This window comes from Candidimonas nitroreducens (assembly GCF_002209565.1).
Lineage (GTDB): Bacteria > Pseudomonadota > Gammaproteobacteria > Burkholderiales > Burkholderiaceae_B > Candidimonas > Candidimonas nitroreducens.
Window position 1 is genome coordinate 428,067 of sequence record NZ_NJIH01000004.1, and the last position, 21,363, is coordinate 449,429.

General features: G+C 63.0%; 7 protein-coding genes. 2 read left to right on the top strand and 5 right to left on the bottom strand.

The window, feature by feature from the left end; translation table 11 throughout:
• Positions 1 to 107 precede the first annotated feature (107 nt).
• The 3 genes from CEY11_RS09555 to CEY11_RS09565 all read right to left on the bottom strand — a co-directional run bounded on the left by CEY11_RS09555 (position 108) and on the right by CEY11_RS09565 (position 17,085).
• Positions 108 to 14,114 carry an autotransporter-associated beta strand repeat-containing protein gene (locus tag CEY11_RS09555; protein ID WP_088603128.1) on the bottom strand — a complete coding sequence of 4,669 codons (14,007 nt, stop codon included), beginning with the start codon at positions 14,112 to 14,114 and terminating at the stop codon, positions 108 to 110.
• A gap of 600 nt (positions 14,115 to 14,714) precedes the next feature.
• Positions 14,715 to 15,401, bottom strand: a complete 687-nt coding sequence (locus tag CEY11_RS09560) for an invasion associated locus B family protein (RefSeq protein ID WP_158215255.1) — start codon at positions 15,399 to 15,401, stop codon at positions 14,715 to 14,717.
• Positions 15,402 to 16,008: 607 nt separating this feature from the next.
• Positions 16,009 to 17,085 (bottom strand): sensor histidine kinase, encoded by a 1,077-nt coding sequence (locus CEY11_RS09565; protein WP_088603130.1) that lies wholly within the window; start codon positions 17,083 to 17,085, stop codon positions 16,009 to 16,011.
• 116 nt (positions 17,086 to 17,201) lie between these two features.
• On the opposite strand from CEY11_RS09565, the gene CEY11_RS09570 reads away from it, so the two are divergent.
• Together CEY11_RS09570 and CEY11_RS09575 are read left to right on the top strand one after the other, a co-directional pair.
• Positions 17,202 to 17,927, top strand: a complete 726-nt coding sequence (locus CEY11_RS09570) for a LytR/AlgR family response regulator transcription factor (RefSeq protein WP_088603131.1) — start codon at positions 17,202 to 17,204, stop codon at positions 17,925 to 17,927.
• Between the two features lie 676 nt (positions 17,928 to 18,603).
• Positions 18,604 to 19,821: an MFS transporter gene (locus CEY11_RS09575; protein WP_198958870.1), complete on the top strand. Its 1,218-nt coding sequence runs from the start codon at positions 18,604 to 18,606 to the stop codon at positions 19,819 to 19,821.
• Positions 19,822 to 20,010: 189 nt separating this feature from the next.
• On the opposite strand, the gene CEY11_RS09580 is transcribed toward CEY11_RS09575, so the two are convergent.
• Together CEY11_RS09580 and CEY11_RS09585 are read right to left on the bottom strand one after the other, a co-directional pair.
• Complete coding sequence (locus CEY11_RS09580) at positions 20,011 to 20,331, bottom strand: nucleotide pyrophosphohydrolase (RefSeq protein ID WP_088603132.1); 321 nt, start codon at positions 20,329 to 20,331, stop codon at positions 20,011 to 20,013.
• Between the two features lie 89 nt (positions 20,332 to 20,420).
• A complete protein-coding gene (locus CEY11_RS09585) occupies positions 20,421 to 21,329 on the bottom strand; it encodes a LysR family transcriptional regulator (protein WP_088603133.1) in 909 nt (302 codons plus the stop codon).
• Positions 21,330 to 21,363: the final 34 nt, after the last annotated feature.

The window sequence follows — 21,363 nt, forward strand, 5'->3', positions numbered from 1 at the left end:
GGGCGCGTGATCCGCGAGTTGTTATCGAATCTGTATACGCGGCCAGGGGCGAAGAACCTCGCCACCGGATGCGCAGTTGAATGGAGGGCCGACGATTGGTCACTCGATTACCACTTCATGCGGAAGCCGACGGTACCGGCGATGGATCGGCTGGAACCGACATGGTTGAGGCTGGTGCCAACCGTGCCCTGGCCGTAGAGCGAGAACTTGTCCCCCCCCCAGTTGTAGGAGACCCCCGCACCAATCTCTGCCCATAGTCTCTGGGGCCGGCTCGAGAAGTCGACGCTCGCCACATTGACCGTCGAACCCTTTCCGAACTCATAGAGCAGGTTCGCAAGACCATAGATGTGTGTGCGGCTTATGGTTCCGTCGCTGGCGATCCACGAGTTGTTATGGTCGAGCGACACGCCGAGTCGGCCGCGCAAGCTATCACCATTTTTCAAGCTCACAGCGGCATCAAACGGATCTGTGAAGCTGTCGAACTTGACCCGGGAGTAGGTGAGCTGCGCCTGGGGCGTCAGCGTAAAGCCGTCGCCGACACCGAGTTTCTGACCGGCTTCTAAAGAGAATGCATAGCCCGATCCACGATTGCCCTTGGCGATCGTGCGATTGGAGGTCGACGACGAGAGCGTCGAGTCATACCGCGTCACCTGCGCCTGGCTGTCGACATAGAAGCCGTTCGTCCCGTACCAGGTCAGCGTGCCGCCGACACCGTAGCCGTCGGTCGAGATACCGCCGTTACCACTCGGCGAGGTCACGTCGCTCCGGCCGTTGACATAGTGGATCGTCATGCCGCCGATCAGTTTCCCGGCATCGCGCTGCGCAAGCGGAATATCGAGGCCAGCCTGCATGCGGGTCGTGGTGAGGTCATAGCGCGCATTACTGGTCGAAAGACCCGGCTTGAAGCGGCTTTGCGTGCCTTCGACCCGGGCCCAGATACCTTGCCCTTCGATCTGCGGATTACCCGTCGTCGAGGTCTCACCGCCCGCACCGTTGCCCCAGAACCGGTTGCCGACACGCTGTTGCAACGTGGGCAGGCTGTTCATCGCGAGCAATTGCTGCGGATAAGTTTCCAGAACAGGCGCGCTCGGATTGAACTGCTTGCTCGGCCCCCCACCTCCGGCTGCGAGCTCGGAGCGCAAATACCAGTCTCCGTCATTCGGCGTCGAGGTGCCGCCCTGGAACAGACGATAGGCATAGGCACCGGCGACGACCGACGGATCCCCCTTGTAAGTGTAATCGCCAAGAAGCCTGAACTGGCCGTTGGAGGCGCCACCGACCTGGATAAGCTTGATACCTTCACCGGTCTTAAGACCAGGGCCACCGCGGTTGATCACCTTGACCTGGCTAGATCCCGACGTATCGCCATGGATGACCAGGCGATCGGTCGGCGAGTTGTCGTCGCCGAGATAGGTCGAAAACAGCAGGGTGCCGCCATTGCCGACATAGTTACCGGCGATGGTGAGCGTCGTGCTGGCAATGCTGCCCAGTGCCACCGCGCCCGCATTCGACAGGCCGGCGATCTTCTGGTCGTAACCCTGCAGATCGAGGCGAGCGCCGGACAGAACCGACACGGCCGAGGCCGCGCTGAAGGTGTTCGTGGCAGCCGCCGCAAGCGTGCCAGCATTGACCGTCGTCGCGCCACTATAGGTGTTGGCGCCCGAGAGCATCGTCGAGCCAGCACCATTCTGCGCGAGGGTGCCGGTTCCCGAAATTACGCCGCCGAAGGCGACATTATCCGAGCGGTTAAAGACCAGTGCACCGTTATTGGCGACATCGCCGAGGATCGAGCCCGTGGTACCGCCATTGCCAAGCTGCAGCGTGCCGCCCGCGATCTTCGTGCCGCCGGTATAGTCGCTTTCACCAAGCATGGTCAGCGTACCTTTTCCTTCCTTCGCGAAGCTGCCAGCGCCGGTCATGCCCTGCTTGAGCGTCGAGTCGAAGGTCTGGGTGTCGATCGTTCCACCGGGCGCGTTGAGCACGATGTCGCGCTCCCCATCGATGTCGAAGCTGCTGGCGAGACGGAGCGTGCCACCAGCGAACGAAAGTCCGCTGCCGGCCGCGCCGAGGTTACCATCCTTCGAGATCTGCAGCACGCCGCCATTGATCGCTGTGCCACCGGTATAGGTGTTGTCACCATTGAGAACGAGCGTGCCGAGATCGGTTTTCTGGAGCTGGGTCGAGCCCTGCAGCACCGAATCGATCGTCGCCGTGAATCCGGCACCGACGCTGCTGCCATCTCCAACGCGAATGATTGACGTCGCGCCGCCGGCCAGCGTCAACGAATTACCCGTGACCATGTAACCGTCGCTTGCGAACTGCATACCCGCGGCAGACACCTGACCGTTGATGTTGTCGACGGACACTGTTCCAGGCTTGGCCATGAAGACGGCGAACGCCTTGTCCTGCCAGCGTGCGTTGATGGCGCCGGTGTCGTTGGTCCAATTGTCGAGAGTTCCGGTGTTCTGCCAGACCCCGGAGCCGCCATTCACCGCACCATTGTTCTTTGCGCCGGTCGCATCCCAAAAATTCAGGGACATACCGGAAGCATTGGCGAGGTTGACTTGCCCGGCGACCGACGTCTGCACGAATACGGAGCCCGGCGCCGCACCGGCCGGCAGTGTGCCGATATCGAGACCCTTGTTGGTTAGCGTGCCACCGTAGTCCAGCACACGATAGACGCCCGGATCGAACGTCCCTCCCGGAGTCAACGCCACATTGATCGTGCCATCGAGCGTAAGGTCGCCCTTGACCGAGGTGAGGTCGTTCAGCAGGCCACCCGGCACATTGGACTGGCCGAAGCGATAGCCCAGTTCGGAGCCTTGGCTGAGACCAAGCGAACCGTTGATCGTCAGCGTGCCGGGATTTGCGCCCGGAAGTCCAGGCGCCAACTTGCCGCCGTCGGCAATGGTTACGTTGCCACCGATGATGCCCGTACCGCCGATGGTTGCGCCACTCGCGACATTGGTCGCGCCCGCCGCACCACTCTGGTCGCCATTGACGAGCAGCGTGCCTGCCGCAACGGTCGTTGTTCCGTTGTAGGTATTGGTACCGGAGAGCGTCGAGATGCCCGATCCGACCTGCTGCACGGAACCTGTGCCGGAGATGACACCGCCAAAGGAGATATTGTCCGAACGGTTGAACGCGAGCGTGCCGTTATCGACGACGTCGCCCGCGATCGAGCCGGCCGTGCCGCCGTTGCCGAGCTGCAGCGTGCCGGCGGTGATCGTGGTGCCGGCGGTGTAGGTGTTGGCGGCGGTCAGCGTCGTCGTTCCCGAGCCACGCTGCTCGAACTTGCCGGTACCTGAGATGACACCATTGAACGCGATGTCGTCGCTGCGGTTGAACGCAAGCGTCCCGTTGTCAACGACGTTACCGGTGATCGAACCGGATGTGCCGCCATTGCCGATCTGCAGCGTGCCCGCCGAGATCGTCGTGCCACCGGCATAGGTATTGGTGCCGGCAAGCGTCAGCGTGCCCGCACCAGCCTTGGTGAACGCGCCCGCGCCGGTCATGCCTTGCACAAGTGTCGAATTGAACGCCTGGGTGTCGATCGTGCCACCGGGTGCATTGAGCACCACGGCGCGGCCGTTACCAATATCAAAGCTGCTGCCGAGCCGCAGCGTGCCGCCATTGAAGGTCAGCCCGCCCGATGCGGCGCCGAGGCTGCCGTCGTTGGCCACCTGCAGCACGCCGCCATCGATCGCCGTGCCGCCCGTATAGGTGTTGGCAGCGGTGAGAACCAGCGTACCGAAATCGGTCTTGTCGAGCTGGGTCGCGCCCTGCAACACTGAGTCGATCGTCGCGGTGACGCTAGCCCCCGTCGAGGTGCCGTTGCCGACGCGGATGATCGACGACGCGCCGCCAGCCAGCGTTAGAGCGTCGCCTTGGATCAGATAACCGTCGCTGTCGAACTGCATGCCGGAGGCGCTGACCTGGCCGTTGCCATTGTCGACCGTGACCGTACCCGGCTTCGCCTGGAAGATCGCGAAGCCATTCGACGCCCAGGCAGCGTTGATCGCACCAGCGGGATTGGTCCAGTTGTTGAGCGAGCCGGTGTTCTCCCAGGTGCCGGTGCCGCCGTCGACCTTGTTGTTGTTCCGTGCCCCGTCTGCGTCCCAGTAGGTCAACTGAAGACCCTGAGTGTTGACAAGGTTGACCTGGCCGGAGACGGAGGTCTGGACGAAGATCGAGCCCGGTGTGGTGCCTGCCGGCAGCGTGCCGATATCGAGAACATTGTCGGTGAGCGTACCGCCGTAATTAAACACGCGGTAGGTGCCGGGACCAAACGTCCCGCTCGGAGTCAACGACACATTGATCTTGCCGTCAAGGGTCAGATTGCCCTTGACGTCGGTCAGGTCGTTGAAGGCACCGCCAGCAACATCCGCCTGGCCAAAACGGTAGGCAAGCGTCGAGTCCTGGTTAAGGGCCAGCGCGCCGTTGATCGTGAGCGTGCCCGGTGTGGCACCCGGCAGGCCCGGCGCCAGCGTCGCTCCATTGGCGATGGTCACATCGCCGCCGATGGTGCCCGTGCCGCCCAGCGTCGCGCCGCTGGCGACGCTGGTCAGGCCCTTCGCCGCGGTCTGGTCACCGTTGACGAGCAGCGTGCCCGCAGAAACCGTCGTCGCGCCGCCATAGCTGTTGGCGCCGGTCAGCGTGGTCGTGCCCGTGCCGATTTGCTGGAGCGAGCCAGTGCCCGAGACGATGCCGTCGAAGTCGACAGCATCCGAGCGGTTGAAGGCGAGCATGCCATTGTTCGTCACATTGCCGGTGATCGAACCGGACGTGCCGCCGTTGCCGAGTTGCAGCGTGCCAGCGGTGATCGTCGTGCCGCCGGTGTAGGTGTTGGCGGCCGTCAGCATGGTCGTACCCGTGCCGATCTGCTGCAGTGAGCCATTGCCCGAGACGAAGCCGCCAAACTCGGCAGCATCCGACCGGTCGAAGGCGAGCGTGCCGTTGTTGGCGACGTTGCCGATGATCGAACCGGTGGTGCCACCATTGCCGAGCTGCAGCGTGCCCGCCGAGATCGTCGTGTCACCAGTGTAGGTGTTGTCGCCTGCAAGGGTCAGCGTGCCCGTCCCAGCCTTGGTGAACGCGCCGGCGCCAGTCATGCCCTGGCCCAGCACCGAATTGAAGGCCTGGGTGTCGATCGTGCCGCCCGGTGCGTTCAGGGTGATGGCACGGCCCCCATTGATATCGAAGCTGCTCGCCAGCTGCAGCGTGCCGCCATTGAAGGTCAGCCCGCCCGATGCGGCGCCAAGGTTGCCGTCGTTGGCCACCTGCAGCACGCCGCCGTCGATCGCCGTACCACCGGTGTAGGTGTTGGCACCGGTGAGGACCAGCGTACCCGCGTCGGTCTTGTCGAGCTGCGTCGAACCCTGCAGCACCGAGCTGATCGTCGCAGTCATGCCAGTGCCCGCACCCGTGCCGTCGCCGACACGGATGATCGACGACGCACCACCGGCGAGCGTCAGCGCATCGCCACTGATGACATAGCCATCGCTCGCGAACTGCATGCCGGAGGCCGACACATGGCCGTTGCCGTTGTCAACGGTGACCGTCCCCGGCGTCGCTTGGAAGATCGCGAAGGCGTTATCCTGCCAGGGCGCATTCACCGCACCGGTCTCGTTCGCCCAGTTGTCAAGGCTGCCGGTATTCTGCCACTTGCCCGTGCCGCCATCGACGGCGTTGTTGTTCTTGGCGCCCTTCGCATCCCAGTAATTGAGAGTGAGACCCGAGGTGTTGGCGAGGTTGACCTGGCCGGCGACGGACGTCTGGACATAGATCGAGCCCGGCTTCGTGCCTGCCGGCAGCGTGCCGATATCGAGCCCGTTGTTGGTCAGCGTGCCGCCGTAGTTGATCACCCTGTAGATGCCAGGGCCGAAGTTGCCTCCCGGCGTAAGAGCGACATTGATCTTGCCGTCGAGGGTGAGATTACCCTTGACGTTGGTCAGGTCGTTGAGCGCGCCGCCAGGCACGTTGGCCTCGCCGAAGCGATACGCGAGGATCGAGTCCTGGTTAAGCCCCAGCGCGCCGCTAATGGTAAGCGTGCCCGGCGTAGCACCCGGCAGGCCCGGTGCCAGCGTCGCGCCATTGGCGATGGTCACATCGCCGCCGATGGTGCCCGTGCCGCCCAGCGTCGCGCCGCTGGCGACGCTGGTCAGGCCCTTCGCCGCGGCCTGGTCGCCGTTGACGAGCAGCGTGCCGGCCGAGACCGTCGTCGCGCCGCCATAGCTATTGGTGCCGGTCAGCGTCAGGACGCCATCGCCGAGCTTCTGAACTGCGCCCGTCCCCGAGATCACGCCACCGAAGGCGATGTCATCCGAGCGATTGAAGGCCAGCGTGCCGTTATCGGCAACGTCGCCGGCGATCGAACCGGTCGTGCCGCCATTGCCAATCTGCAGCGTGCCCGCCGAGATCGTCGTACCGCCGGTATAGATGTTGGCGCCGGTCAACGTGGTCGTGCCCGTACCCTTCTGCTGGAGCGAGCCAGTGCCCGAGACCACGCCGCCATAGACGACCGCATCCGAGCGGTTGAAAGCCAGAATACCACCGTTGGCGACGTCGCCGAGGATCGAACCGGACGTGCCGCCGTTGCCAAGCTGCAGGGTGCCGGCGGTAATCGTGGTGCCACCGGTGTAGGTGTTGGCACCGGTCAGCGTGGTCGTGCCCGAGCCGATCTGCTGGAGCGAACCATTACCCGAGACGGCGCCGCCAAACTCGGCAGCATCCGAACGGTTGAAAGCCAGAATACCGCTGTTGGCGACATTGCCGACGATCGAACCGCTCGTGCCACCATTGCCGATCTGCAGCGTGCCCGCCGAGATCGTCGTGCCGCCGGCATAGGTGTTCGATCCGGTCAGCGTCAGCGTTCCGCTTCCAGCCTTGGTAAAGGCGCCCGCGCCGGTCATGCCCTGGCCCAGCACCGAATTGAAGGCCTGGGTGTCGATCGTGCCGCCCGGTGCGTTCAGGGTGACGGCGCGGCCGGAGCCCAGATTGAAGCTGTTGCCGAGCTGCAGCGTACCGCCGTTGAAGGTCAGGGCGCCGGCGGCATCGCCGAGATTGTTGTCGGCCGTAACCTGCAGGACGCCTGCGTCGATGAAAGTTCCACCGCTATAGCTATTGATGCCGGAGAGCGTGGTGACGCCGCTGCCGATCTGTCGGACCGCACCGGTACCGGAAATGCTGCCGGCCACCGTGATGTTATTGGAGCGGTTGAGGGCGAGTGTGCCGTTATCGACGACGTTTCCAAAGATCGAACCGGCCGTGCCACCATTGCCGATCTGCAACGTACCGGCTGCGATGTTGGTTCCGCCGGTATAGGTATTGGTGCCAGTCAGCGTCAGCGTGCTGCTTCCGCGCTGCTCGAGCGTACCGCTGCCAGAGATGACACCGCCGAACGCGATGTTGTCAGAACGGTTGAAGGCAAGCGTTCCGTTATCAACCACGTTGCCAAGGATCGAGCCGGATGTCCCGCCGCTGCCAACCTGCAAGGTGCCCGCAGCGATGGTCGTCCCGCCGGTATAGCCATTGGCGGCAGTAAGCGTCAACACGCCGTTGCCTGCCTTGGTAAAGGCGCCTGCGCCGGTCATGCCCTGCACGAGCGTCGAGGTAAAGCCCTGCGTGTCGATCGTGCCACCCGGTGCATTGAGCACCACGGCGCGGCCGTTGCCGATATCAAAGCTGCTGCCCAGCCGCAGCGTGCCGCCATTGAAGGTCAGCCCTCCGTTCGCGGCGCCGAGGTTGCCGTCGTTAGCCACCTGCAGCACGCCGCCATCGATCGCCGTACCACCCGTATAGGTGTTGGCGCCGGTGAGGACCAGCGTACCGAAATCGGTCTTGTCAAGCTGGGTCGCGCCCTGCAGCACCGAGCTGATCGTCGCGGTGACGCCAGCCCCCGTCGAGGTGCCGTTGCCGACGCGGATGATCGACGACGCGCCGCCAGCCAGCGTTAGAGCGTCGCCTTGGACCAGATAACCGTCGCTGTCGAACTGCATGCCGGAGGCAGATACCTGGCCGTTGCCATTGTCGACCGTGACCGTACCCGGCTTCGCCTGGAAGATCGCGAAGCCATTCGACGCCCAGGCAGCGTTGATCGCACCAGTGGGACCGGTCCAGTTGTTGAGCGAGCCGGTGTTTTCCCAGGTGCCGGTGCCGCCGTCGACCTTGTTGTTGTTCCGTGCTCCGTCTGCGTCCCAGTAGGTCAACTGAAGACCCTGAGTGTTGACAAGGTTGACCTGGCCGGAGACGGAGGTCTGGACGAAGATCGAGCCCGGTGTGGTGCCCGCCGGCAGCGTGCCGATGTCGAGAACATTGTCGGTGAGCGTGCCGCCGTAATTGAACACGCGGTAGGTGCCGGGACCGAAGTTGCCTCCCGGCGTAAGAGCGACATTGATCTTGCCATCGAGCGTCAGGTTGCCCTTGACCTCGGTCAGGTCGTTGCGCGCACCGCCGGCAACGTCCGCCTGGCCGAAGCGATAGGCCAGTGTCGAGTCCTGATTGAGTGCCAGCGCCCCGTTGATGGTGAGCGTGCCCGGTGTGGCACCCGGCAGGCCCGGTGCCAGCGTCGCGCCATTGGCGATAGTCACATCGCCGCCGATGATGCCCGTACCGCCCAGCGTCGCACCGCTGGCGACGCTGGTCAGGCCCTTCGCCGCGGTCTGGTCGCCGTTGACGAGCAGCGTGCCGGCCGAGACCTTCGTCGCGCCGCCATAGCTATTGGTGCCGGTCAGCGTCAGGACGCCATCGCCGAGCTTCTGAACTGCGCCCGTCCCCGAGATCACGCCACCGAAGGCGATGTCATCCGAGCGATTGAAGGCCAGCGTGCCGTTATCGGCAACGTCGCCGAGAATCGAGCCGGTCGCACCGCCGTTGCCGAGTTGCAGCGTGCCCGCCGAGATCGTCGTGCCGCCGGTGTAGGTGTTGGCGCCGGTCAGCGTGGTCGTGCCCGTGCCGATCTGCTGCAACGAGCCGTTGCCCGAGACGATGCCTCCAAAGCCGACAGCATCCGACCGGTTGAAGGCGAGCGTGCCATTGTTGGCCACATTACCGAGGATCGAACCGGTGGTGCCGCCGTTGCCGATCTGCAGCGTCCCGGCGGTGATCGTGGTTCCGCCGGTATAAGTGTTGGCGCCGGTCAGCGTGGTCACGCCCGTGCCGATTTGCTGGAGCGAGCCATTGCCCAAGACGATGCCGTCGAAGCCGACAGCATCCGACCGGTTGAAGGCGAGCACACCATTGTTGGTCACATTGCCGACGATCGAACCACTCGTGCCACCGTTGCCGAGTTGCAGCGTGCCAGCGGTGATCGTGGTTCCGCCGGTGTATGTGTTGGTACCGGTCAGCGTGGTCGTGCCCGAGCCGATCTGCTGGAGCGAACCATTGCCCGAGACGGCGCCGCCAAACTCGGCAGCATCCGAACGGTTGAAGGCGAGCACGCCATTGTTGGCGACATTGCCGACGATCGAACCGGTGGTGCCACCATTGCCGATCTGCAGCGTACCGGCCGTGATCGTCGTTCCACCGGTATAGGTGTTGGCGCCGGTCAGCGTCAGCGTACCCGTCCCAGCCTTGGTGAACGCGCCCGTGCCGGTCATGCCCTGCGCGAGCGTCGAGTTGAAGGCCTGGGTATCAATCGTGCCGCCGGGAGCATTGAGCACCACGGCGCGGCCGTTGCCGATATCGAAGCTGCTCGCCAGCCGCAGCGTGCCACCATTGAAGGTCAGCCCGCCCGATGCGGCGCCGAGATTGCCGTCGTTGGCCACCTGCAGCACGCCGCCGTCGATCGCAGTGCCGCCCGTATAGGTGTTGGCGCCGGTGAGGACGAGCGTACCGGCGTCGGTCTTGTCAAGCTGGGTCGAGCCCTGCAGCACCGAGCTGATCGTCGCGGTCATACCGGAACTCGCACCCGTGCCGTCGCCGACACGGACGACCGACGATGCGCCACCACCGAGCGTCAGCGGATCGCCCGTGACGATGTAACCGTCGGTTGCGAACTGCATGCCCGAGGCAGACACCTGCTTGTTGCTGTTGTCGACCGTGACGGTTCCCGGCGTCGCCTGGAACACCGCGAAGGCGTTGTCCTGCCAGGGCGCATTCACCGCACCGGCGTCGTTCGCCCAGTTGTCGAGCCCGCCGGTATTCTGCCAGGTGCCCGTGCCGCCATCGATTGCGTTGTTGTTCTTGGCTCCCTTCGCATCCCAGTAATTCAAGGTGAGACCCTGGGTGTTCGCAAGGTTGACCTGTCCGGCGACGGAGGTCTGGACATAGATCGAGCCCGGTGTGGTGCCTGCCGGCAGCGTGCCGATATCGAGCCCGTTGTTGGTCAGCGTGCCGCCGTAGTTGAACACACGGTAGATGCCGGGGCCGAACGTGCCGCCCGGGGTCAGCGACACATTGATCTTGCCGTCGAGAGTGAGATTGCCCTTGACGTTGGTCAGGTCGTTGAGCGCGCCGCCCGGGACGTTGGCCTGGCCGTAGCGATAGGCGAGGATCGAATCCTGATTGAGCGAAAGCGCGCCGTTGATGGTCAGCGTGCCCGGGGTCGCGCCAGACACGCCCGGCGCCAGCGTCGCGCCATTGGCAACCGTCACATCGCCGCCGATGATGCCGGTACCGCCGAGCGTCGCGCCGCTCAGGACACTGGTTGCGCCCGTCGCTGCGGTCTGGTCACCATTGACCAGCAGCGTGCCGGCCTTGACGGTGGTCGTACCGGTATAGGTGTTGGCGCCGGTGAGCGTGGTCGTGCCCGTACCGCGCTGTTCAACCCGGCCGTTTTCCGAGATGACGCCGCCAAAGCTATAGCTGTCGGAACGATTGAAGGCGAGCGTGCTCCCGAGAGCGCCGGTCATATCGAGCACCTGGACATTGCCGACAATGGAACCACTCGTACCGCCATTGCCGAGTTGGAGAGTGCCGGCGGTGATCAAGGTGCCGTTGGTATAGGTGTTGTTGGCGGTAAGCGTCGTCGTCCCGCCAACCCCGATCTGTTGCACGCTACCGGTGCCCGAGATCAGGCCGTTGAACACATAATTGTCCGAGCGGTTGATTCTGAGAGTGCCAGTGTCACCGGTGATGACATCGCCGACAATCGAACCTGTCGTGCCGCCGTTGCCGAGTGTTATCGCACCGTTCGAGATCAGCGTACCGCCGGTATAGGTGTTGTCCGTCAATAAATTAACGTAGCGTCCCCCTTTCTGCTCCACCTGCCCGGTGCCGGAGATGACGTTATTGACGTTCATGTTGGTCGAGCGATTGAACACGACCTTGCTGTTGTTGATGATCTTGCCGTTTCCGGTGAGACCTCCGGTGGTCGAGCCATTACCGATCTGCAGCGTGCCGGCAGAAACCGTCGTATCGCCGGTGTAGCTTTGGTTGGCCGCGAGGATCGTGGTTCCGATCCCGTTGACCTGTACCGACCCGGCGCCCGAAATGACGCCGCTGAACAGGGCTTCATCGGATCGGTTGAACGCCAGAACACCGGCGTTGGCGACATTTCCGGCAATCATGCCCGACGTGCCGCCATTGCCGAGTTGCAGCGTGCCGGCGGCAATCGTCGTACCGCCTGTATAGGTGCTGTTGCCAGTGAGGATCATGGTGCCGGTGCCGAGCTGCTGCACATTACCAGCGCCCGAGATGACGCCGTCAAGGGTGGCTTTGTCGGAACGGTTGAAGGCGAGCGTGGCGCTGGAGGTCTTGGTGGCGTTGATTGCGACGTCACCGACGATCGAGCCCGACGTCGCACCATCTCCGACCTGCAGGGTGCCCGCCGTGATCGTCGTGCCGCCGGTATAGGTGTTGGCGCCGGAGAGGACGAGCGTCCCCTTTCCGGCCTGCAAGAACTTGCCGGTGCCCGAGACAACGCCGGCGTACGTCGCGGTGTCGCTGCGCTGGAAACCGAATGTGCCGGGGCCTGTAACCGTGACGTCGCCCGCCCACGAGCCAAGGTTGGTGTTGGTGCTGTTGTTGCCGTTGTTGCCAACAAGCAATGTGCCATTGTCGACGGTTGTGCCGCCGGTATGAGTTGCATCGGCGGCGTAGGTGAGGGTTCCCGCGCCAGTCTTTACAACATTACCGGTTCCCCCGATGCTGCTGCTGTTGGTGTAATCGTTGGAGCGGTTGAAGATGAGTGTGCCGTAATTGGCAATGCCGTTATTGATCGCGCCGGTCGTTCCGCCATTGCCGATCTGCAACGTTCCTTGCGCGATCGTCGTACCGCCCGCCGTGAGGCTTCCGGTCAGGGTCAGCATACCCGAGCCAGTTTTGGCAAAGGGGCCCCAGCCGTTAATTCTCTGGGTCATCGTGACGTCGTAGTTTTGGACATCGACTGTCCCGCCGGGGACATTCAACGCAACCTCATGGGTCATGTCGAAACTGTTGGCGAACTGCAGCGTGCCGCCGTTGAAGGTCAGCAATCCGGACGAGGCCCCCAGGCCTGCGTCGCTCGATACGTTGAGGATGCCCCCTGACAACGTCCAGGGCGTGACGGCGGTCGTCTCTCCGGTCAGGGTCCAAAAGCTGCCGTCGGTTTTCTCGAAATTGCCGAAGCCGCGATATTGTGCCGAGGGACCGACCTTAGACGCATCGAATGTGCCATCGACGGATCCGCCGACACCAAGCCAGTCGGTCGCGCCGGCAGTTGCGAGGCCGTTGATCACGTAGCCTGTCCGCAAATCGAGGCGATTGTTGCCGTTCTTGAACTCAACGGCGCTGCCGAGCGAGCCGTCGCCGTTCTTGCCGGCGTTGATCACGGCGAAATTGAGGATGTTGGCGTAACCGAGACCGGTGACCCCGGCACCGCCGGCGCTGGAGGTACGACCAGCGGCGCCGTCGCCGCCGCTAATCGTGCCGTAGTTCACAAGATTACTGACTGCAACATTACTGCCTGTAACCGTCGCGCCCGATCCCCCGCGGCTTCCGCTCGTGGGATCAGGAGCAGTGCTCAGAATAATATATGTGCCGTTAGGACTAACATATTTACTGCCGTCAGGATTAAGTTGATATTCAGCTGTAAATCCACCTCCCGCCAGGCCGCCGCCGCCGGTAATCGTCGCGCCTTGATTATTTTGCAGCTTGGCGCCGCCGGTCAGGATCAAACCGGCCCCCCCTTGACCGCTGCCGCTGCCGCCAACGTTCAGCCCGTCGCCTCCTATGCCGCCGAGCATCGATCCATTATTGATGTGAATGTCGGCGCCGCCATCGAGCGCTGCTCCGGCGCCGCCCGCCCCGCCGAAGAGATTGTCGACGGAGCCGACGGTCGGCCAGTTGAAGACCTTCCCGCCGGTACCGCCGAGCAACGTACCGTTGTTGACGAGCGTTCCCCCGCTCGCCGTGACGCCGTTGCCGCCGGCACCAGCCTGAGCTACCTGGTCCCCGCCCTGGTACTGCATGTCATCATAAGTACCGCCGATGCCACCCTTCATGACGCCGCCGGCGTTATTGACGATGGCGGTGTTCGTGGCGTTGGCGCCAGCGCCGCCCTGCCCTGTGGTGCGAAGTACTCCGGAGGGGAAGGCCTGGTAATCCGTTGACCCGCCGTTGCCTCCGGTAAGCGTACCGCTGTTCGTCAGGGAAGCTGTGCCGCCCACCACCCCCGTCTGGACGAGGCCCGCCCCTCCCTGTTGCGTGCTTTTGGCGGGCGCGGCGTCGCCGCCGATGATATTGCCGTTCCCAACAATGGTGATAGATCCCCCGGCAAAAACAGCCGTGGAATTGCCAGGTGCGGTCGGATCGGTGATCCCGGGGGTGGACAGCGTGAACGAACCCGTATCGATCGTCAGCGGCTTGGTAGCAGCCCCGAAGCCGGTCGTGCTTGTCAGAACGATGTTGTTGGTGAGCGTGATGGTCGACGAGGGGTCGCCATCGGCGTTTGCCGCCGTGATCGCCTGCCGCAGGGTTGCCTCGTCGCTGGCCTGGTAGTTGGCCGCATAGGACGGCGCGGCAAACAAAAGACCGACGCTGGTCGAACAAAGCAAATGGACCGTGAGCGGGAAATTTGCAATGCCAATGGCCGAACGGATACGCCGCACAATGTTCGTGACTGCGAAAGGAGCCTCTAAGCGTGCGGCCGTGTTTGCAATCTTGTCCGACTTGCTTTTGGTTTTCTTCAAATTCATCGACACGGTTATGTACTCGCCCTTAAGTTCTATTCTGTTCGGTCACGCATAGCGCAATCACGTGTGGCCCGAAATCGGACATCTCAAAGACAACTGCAATTTCGGGGCAGGGCCCCGCGTGAACTGCAGCGCTTTAAGCACTCAAGCTCCTACCGGTTGTTGCGCTCATATCGCGCCACCATTTCCGCACGGAGCACCCTCGGCATCGCCACTGCAACAGTGGGTCTATCTCTTTCATCGCCGAGCACAAATACCCCGCGCGCTTAGTCACTCATCCACACAAACAAGTCGGAATGACTGACACGGACTTTTCCCAAGAACAGCGCCCAGCGTGCTGAGCGTATCGAGCTTGTGCTGGAAGACGCGCATGCCATCGCCTAAAAGCGACGGAGCGGTCTGGTGGCGAGCATCGTGAAACTGACGTCGATGGATACCTTGCCGCACGGATTGATCCTGCCAGCACTCAACTCGATGGCGTGACCTGACTCGGGGCAGTCCTCTGCCAAAAGCACTGATGGAAAAAAAGCCCTATTCCGAACGCACAGACAACGGATAGCGCACAGCGTGCAACGCTCGACAAATCAAAAAACGTCGGACATTTCACTTATTCCTGGGGTGAGCTTTTTTGGCCTTCTCACCTTGATCTATTCCTGGCGGCAACACGCCGCCATCGAGCGCGGTCAACGCTGCCCGGAATCCCTCAAGAGAGATGTCGACCGTCACAGACTGTCCGTTCGTCAGGTCGAACTTCGCATGTGCTTGCTTGCCAGCCTTGAATTCCGACTCCAACCGAGTTGCCGGCTGAGGCGAGGCGACACATCCATCTGCTCGACAAAAATCGAATGCCAGCGTCAGGGGAGCCTTGTCTCCCGCCCACAACGCAAACCCCGGCCGCAGAGCGATCCCCACCGGCGCGACTGCTCCCACCTTATGATCGGAGCTACCGACCTTTTTCGAGAAAACCACGGTGACGAGCGGCAACTGACGCCCCTCCTGCTTCGAGGTCGCGAAAATTTGCTGCATAATGGCGCATTCGCTGGTGGCGGTGCCATTTGGCGGCGTGGACTCCTCACAACGATAGAGCCAATCGCCGTAATGCTTCGCAAAAGCCCAAGAATCCGGATGTTTCGAGTTGGAAGCGCCTGCCTCCGCCGCCGTAGATTTCGGAGACGGCGAGGCCGGATGACCGGTTGCGGCTAGCAAGGGTGCCGCAACCGCCAGCACAATGGCCACACATAGCACCGAGACCACACGTCCGACGCCCATCGAGCACAGGTTATTCAGCACGGACGACGCAGCCGAACCGATACCCGCCGTAACCACTGGACTGCCTCCCGGCTTATGCATCACTTTTCTTCCATTCAGTTTGTCGCTGCCAACACAGCAATCACTGAATGCATACTAGATGTAATTCGTAGTTTTAAAAGTGAACAATATCAACGCATTTCTTTACGAAGCAGGACGAGCGCCGACTTTTTCCTCAAGCGGCTCCGCCAGGATGACACGCCAGGCTTGCAGTGGGATGGCGGCAAAAGCGATGTCTGCGAACGCCGCTGCGTCGGCAACCGTCCTAGATCGTTTCCGCGAAGTGCCGCAGCTCGGCCGTCTCCGGCACGCTCAGCCGCGACAGACGCGGTGACGGTATTGGTCGTAGTCGTGTTTGCCAGGCCTAGCCCGACACCGGCCAGCACGCAACCCGGCAGAATCAGCCTGCCCGGTTGTGCGGATACGCTACCGATCTTCATCAGCACAAAGCCCAGGCCAATGGTGGACATTCCCATCGGGATCACGATGCCGGCCTGCCAGCGTAGAGCAAGATGTTCGGCCAGTTGCGTGACGACGGCCTAGCATCCAGCGTGGCCACTATCGAGCAAGGCTCTGGGGGTGAATTGCTCTATCCCAATGTAGCCGACAGCAAAGCCTCCGGCTCGCCACTTACTCTAAGCTGCGCCACGGTTTTTTCCCCGCGTTGATCCAGCGCGAACTGATACCGGTTCGGATAGCGCAAGGCCAGGCGGCGGCACAGGGTGCCTAGGCCGCCGCCGCCGCGCGCCAGGTCGAAGGGCGCACGAAGCTGGCCGACGTTGCTGACCAGGACGAGCAGCTCGTCTTCCTGCATGTGCGCGTCGATGTCGATGACAAAGCTCTCTTGCCTGGCACGCATGCCATGCTTGATGGCGTTTTCCACCAGCCCCTGCAATGTCATGTGCGGCAGCATTTTGTCCAATGCCGCCGGGTCTACCCGGCACCGGCATTCCAGTCGGGTATCGAAGCGTATTGCCATGATGCGCACATAGGTTTCAGCGGCTTCGATTTCTTCTTCAAGCCGGCACAGACCATGGCCACGTTTGTCCAGCGAGTAGCGCAGGTAATCGGACAGGCGGCGCGTCATTTCTTCGGCAGTGGCCGGGCGTTCGGCAATTTCGGCCACTATGGTGTTAAGTGAATTGAACAGAAAATGCGGTTCGATCTGCTGCTGCAGGCGCTCTAGCTCCATCCGCAAGGCTCGCGACTCTGCCCGCATTCTGGAATGCACAGCCGACACGCCGAAATAAATCAGTGACCAGATGGGCAGTACTGCCATGTAATGGAACACGCCCAGCCTGAACTGATGCCGCGGTACGGCTTCGATTACGGAGGGCACCAATAACTGGTGGATGGCATAGCCCGTGCTGGCCAGCAAGGTAGACGCTCCCATGCAAAGCAGGACGACGCATACCACCACCAGCCCTGGCGGGTTGGCCTTGGAGCGGCGACGTTCGTACAGCACTGCGGCAACGCTGGTCAAGCCAAAGCCCAATGGCTCCTGGCAAAGCGTCAGCCATATCGCTGCCTCGACGTTACCGAAAAATGCCATCCGGCCGACGAACCCGAACAGCGCGAACACGATCCAAATAGCGATCTGGGCTCGCCAGAACCCCCAGGTGAGATCTCCCTGGTTGAAGTCCGGAATGACGGAGGCAGGCGTCATGGGTGCTTGTCCAAAAGCGTTATAAGCCGTTCCGGGGAAAACCGGCTCGGTATGAGTAGTGGTTTATTATTGTTTTAAAAATATACAGTTGATAGGTCAAGCTCCGGGGGGAAAGTATGCTAAGTGTACTGATCGTAGATGATGAAGCGCCGGCGCGACATTATCTGCGCAGGTTGCTGGAAGCCACGCCCAGGGTTCGTGTGGTGGCCGAAGCCGCCACCATCGAACAAGCCAGACAATTGGCGTGCGAAACCCGCCCCGACGCCGTTTTCCTGGATGTCATGCTGACCAGCGGTACAGGCTTCGATCTGCTCGATGACCTGGCGCCCGCACAGGCGCCCGCCGTGGTCTTCGTCAGTGCTCACGATAGCCATGCGGCCCAGGCCTTCGACGTCGAAGCCACGGACTACCTGCTCAAGCCCGTCAGCCCGGAAAGGCTGGCGAAGACGGTCTCCAGGCTGATGCCGCGTGCCAATGGCCTGGACTTGCGCACCACGTCGGGCAAGCGTTTTCTTAAGGTTCAAGACCTGACCATCGCTCAAGCGCAAGGCGACTATGTGCGTTTGTGCGGCGCCACGCATGCCAGCGAACTGGTTCACATGACGCTCAAGAGCCTGGCGGCGCAACTGCCTACGCCGCCGTTCTACAGTTTGTCGCGCTCGCTCATTATCAACCTTGATCATATTTCCCATATTTCGCAGCAGCCAAGTGCACAGGTCGAGGTGGTATTTTCCAACGACGTCGATCCGCTGGTGTTGGGCCGCACGGCGTCGCGACGCCTGCGGCGCATTATGGCGGGTGATCATCAGAACGGCACCACTACTTTCAACATGGCGCTGTGACTCTTCATATGGGCGGCAAACTGGCCGTCATATTGCTGGTGGAAATCCACCGCGCCCGTCTTGGTGACTGACAAGCCCGCTCCTATCTTGGTTGCTACATTATCGATGGGCAAAGAAGTCTCGAACGCTTCCGCTTCCGCGCCAGCGCCTTGCAGCCACGCGCTGGACGCCTGGGCCGGACTGTCTATGTCAGCAGATTGGGTACCTTTTAGCGTTCACTGAGCGGGAAAGGTTGGATTTTTCGACGAAACGGCAAATTTCGGCGATGAAAGGGGAAAAGCGGGGTGTGACGGCGTCGATACCCATATTGGGTTTTGTCATGCGCGGTGCGCGTCATCACGGCGAACCACTGTGGGCAGCATCGTGTCGGCATGGCGCCAGTTGATTGCGACCAGGCCAAGAGCCAGGGGAGCTGGACGGCGCTATCTGCACAGAACAGTGTGCCACTTGATTCCACCACCTTTATTTCGGGGCGATGCTCCGATGGTTCGAAGTCCCCGCCCTTGCGCTCCGCCGGGAATTTGCAGCGATTACAGGGCAGCTCCTTAGCGGAGCAAGCCAGAAATAAAGCCAGCTTAGCAAGGCCCGAGCCAGGCATAGCCTCCCCATTCCGGGCCTGAACGCACAGCAGCTCGACAACCAGCCCGGCAAGGATCAAAATAGCGCCTTTCGCGCCGTGTCTACCACCTCCCCGCCCCCCTCCGAACCGCTCCATTCGCTCGAATATTCGGGCGCGGTATTGTTGTGCGTGCTGTGCATGCTCAACCATGTGGTTTTGACCGGCGGGCGGATCGCGGTGTCCCTGGCGGCGCTCAGCATGGGGTTGTCCACCTTCATGGTGGGGCTGCTGATGGCCATGTTCGCCTTCCTGCCCATGCTGCTTTCAGTGCGCGCCGGGCGCCTGATCGACCGCATCGGGGTCGGCCGGCCCCTGCAGGTGGGTACGGCCCTGGTCAGCGTGGGGGCCGTCATGCCCTTCATCTGGCCGGCCCAGGTGACCTTGATGATGGCGGCCGTCGGCATCGGCATCGGCTTCATGTTCTACCAGGTGGCCACCCAGAACTTGCTGGGGCAGGCCGAGCCGGAGGCCCGGCTGCGCAATTTTTCCACCATGGCGCTGATACTGTCGATGTCGGGCTTCGGCGGCCCGCTGCTCGCCGGTCTGTCGATCGATCACCTGGGGCATCGCTATGCCTTCGGGCTGCTGACCTTGGCGCCGCTGCTTTCGGCCGGCGGCCTGTTCCTGTTGTGGCGGCGCCTGCCACGGCCCGCGGTCGAGCCCAAGCGGCCCGCCGTGCCGCCGCGCCTGGCCGACCTGCTGGCCACTCCGGCGCTGCGGCGGGTGCTCATGGCCAATGTGGTGCTGGCCGCCGCCTGGGACACCCATACGTTTCTGGTGCCGATCTTCGGCGTCTCGATCGGGCTGACGGCCACCACGATCGGCCTGGTGCTGGCGGCCTTTGCCGGCGCCACCTTCGTCATCCGCTTGGCGCTGCCGATCATTCAGCGGCGCGTGCGGCCATGGTCGCTGATCGCCTTCGCCATGTTCGGCGCCGGCGCCGCGTACATGCTGTATCCCTGGTTCACGGACGTCGCCATCCTGACCATGATTTCCTTCGGCATGGGGCTGGCGCTCGGCGTCAGCCAGCCCAGCATCCTGGCGCTGCTGCACCAGCATGCGCCGCAGGGCCGCGCCGCCGAGGCGGTCGGCCTGCGCACCGCCATGGTCAATGGCAGCCAGGTCACGCTGCCGCTGGCGGCCGGCGCCGTAGCTGCCGCCGTGGGCGTGGCGCCGATCTTCGGCGCCTGTGCGCTGGCGCTGGCGGCCGGCGGCTGGACAGCCCGCAAGGTTTCCGTCGCCGCCAGAGCCAAGCGCTCCACCCCTCAGGAATGACGCCTCGCGGCCGTCCCCGGCCGAACCGGCCTTCCGGCCAGGCCGATCTGCGGAAAGAATACAGGCATTGCCGAGAGCCGCAGCGCGAACTGCTACGGCCGGGCTCGGCCGCATGCCGGAAGCTGTGCCAGGCCAGCCCTTACGGGCTGGAGCCCCGGACACGGCTTCTCCCGACAAGATGCGGCCGGCTCATAGTTCGGTGTATTTTTTTGCGCTGCCCCTGGCTTTGTCTATCGGATATTTTGCTTCGTTGCGCTCGATTTTTTCCAGGACAATTTTTTGCACGTCGAAGCCGTACGCGTCTGACAGCAGCAGCGCGTAAGCCAGAACATCCGCCAGCTCTTCCTTTACTTTTTCGGGGTTGGCAGCCTCGGGCGCTTTCCACAGGAAGGCTTCCAGCAGCTCGCCGGCCTCGATGCTCAGGGCCACAGCCAGATCTTTGGGGTTGTGAAACTGCTTCCAGTCGCGATCATCGCGAAACTGGCGCAGCCTTTGCATGACTTGATCCATTTCCTCGGCCGACTCTGATTCGACGGGTTGAAGGGATGATAACTTGCCCGAATGCGGGCTGCACTCAACATGGCTTTATTTCCGTGGCGTCAGCCCGCGCTCTCCAAGCAGGGCGCCAGCACCTCGGCCAGCCAATCACTGAACACCCGCACCCGTCTCGACAAATGGCGCCGGTGCGGATACACGAGCTGCACGGGCATCGCCGGCGCCGGCCAGTCGGGCAGCACCTCGACCAATTCGCCGCGTTGCAGATGCTCTCGCACGTCGAAGGCCGGGATCTGGATCAGGCCCGCGCCCGCCAGGCAGCAGGCAATGTATGTTTCGGCGTTATCGACCACGACCCGGGCGCGCATGGCAAGGGTGCGTGCCTGGCCGTCGGCCATCCATTCCCAAGGCGCGACCCGGCCGCCGGCCGGCTGCGCATAGTTGACGGCAAGATGCTGCGGCAGTTCGGCCGGGGTCTGCGGCACGCCGTGGCGATGCAAGTATGCCGGGCTGGCGCAATTGACCAGCCGGATCACACCCAGCGGGCGCGCCACCAGGCTGCTCGCCGGCAGTTCGCCCACCCGCAGGGCGCAGTCGATGCCCTCTTGCACGAGGTCGATGGCACGGTCGCCAGACCCAAGGTCGAGTTCGATGCCGGGATGGCGCTGGAAAAAGCCCGGCAACGCCGGCGCCACCAGTCGCCGGGCAACGCGGCTGGGCATGTCTACGCGCAGGCGTCCCTGCAAGGCGCCGGGTTGCGGCCGGAACTGCTGCTCGAGTTCGTCGCTGTCGGCCACCAGGGCGATGGCGCGTTCCAGCATGGCTTCGCCGTCCTGCGTCAGGCTTACGCGCCGGGTGGTGCGACTGAACAGGCGCGTGCCCAACCGCGCCTCCAGTTGCTGGATCGCCAGCGAAACCGTGGGGCGGGGCACACCAAGCTGGCTGGCAGCCAGGCTGAAACCACCGCAGTGCGCGACGCGCAGGAAGATGCGGAGCTGGTCGATGCGATCCATGGCATAGCTACGCGATTGGTAATGAATTATGGAT

Bases quoted from the DNA above. Each gene is read 5' to 3' on its own strand.
- CEY11_RS09555 (WP_088603128.1), bottom strand. From the start codon at position 14,114: ATGAATTTGAAGAAAACCAAAAGCAAGTCGGACAAGATTGCAAACACG.
- CEY11_RS09565 (WP_088603130.1), bottom strand. From the start codon at position 17,085: ATGACGCCTGCCTCCGTCATTCCGGACTTCAACCAGGGAGATCTCACC.
- CEY11_RS09570 (WP_088603131.1), top strand. From the start codon at position 17,202: ATGCTAAGTGTACTGATCGTAGATGATGAAGCGCCGGCGCGACATTAT.
- CEY11_RS09580 (WP_088603132.1), bottom strand. From the start codon at position 20,331: ATGGATCAAGTCATGCAAAGGCTGCGCCAGTTTCGCGATGATCGCGAC.
- CEY11_RS09585 (WP_088603133.1), bottom strand. From the start codon at position 21,329: ATGGATCGCATCGACCAGCTCCGCATCTTCCTGCGCGTCGCGCACTGC.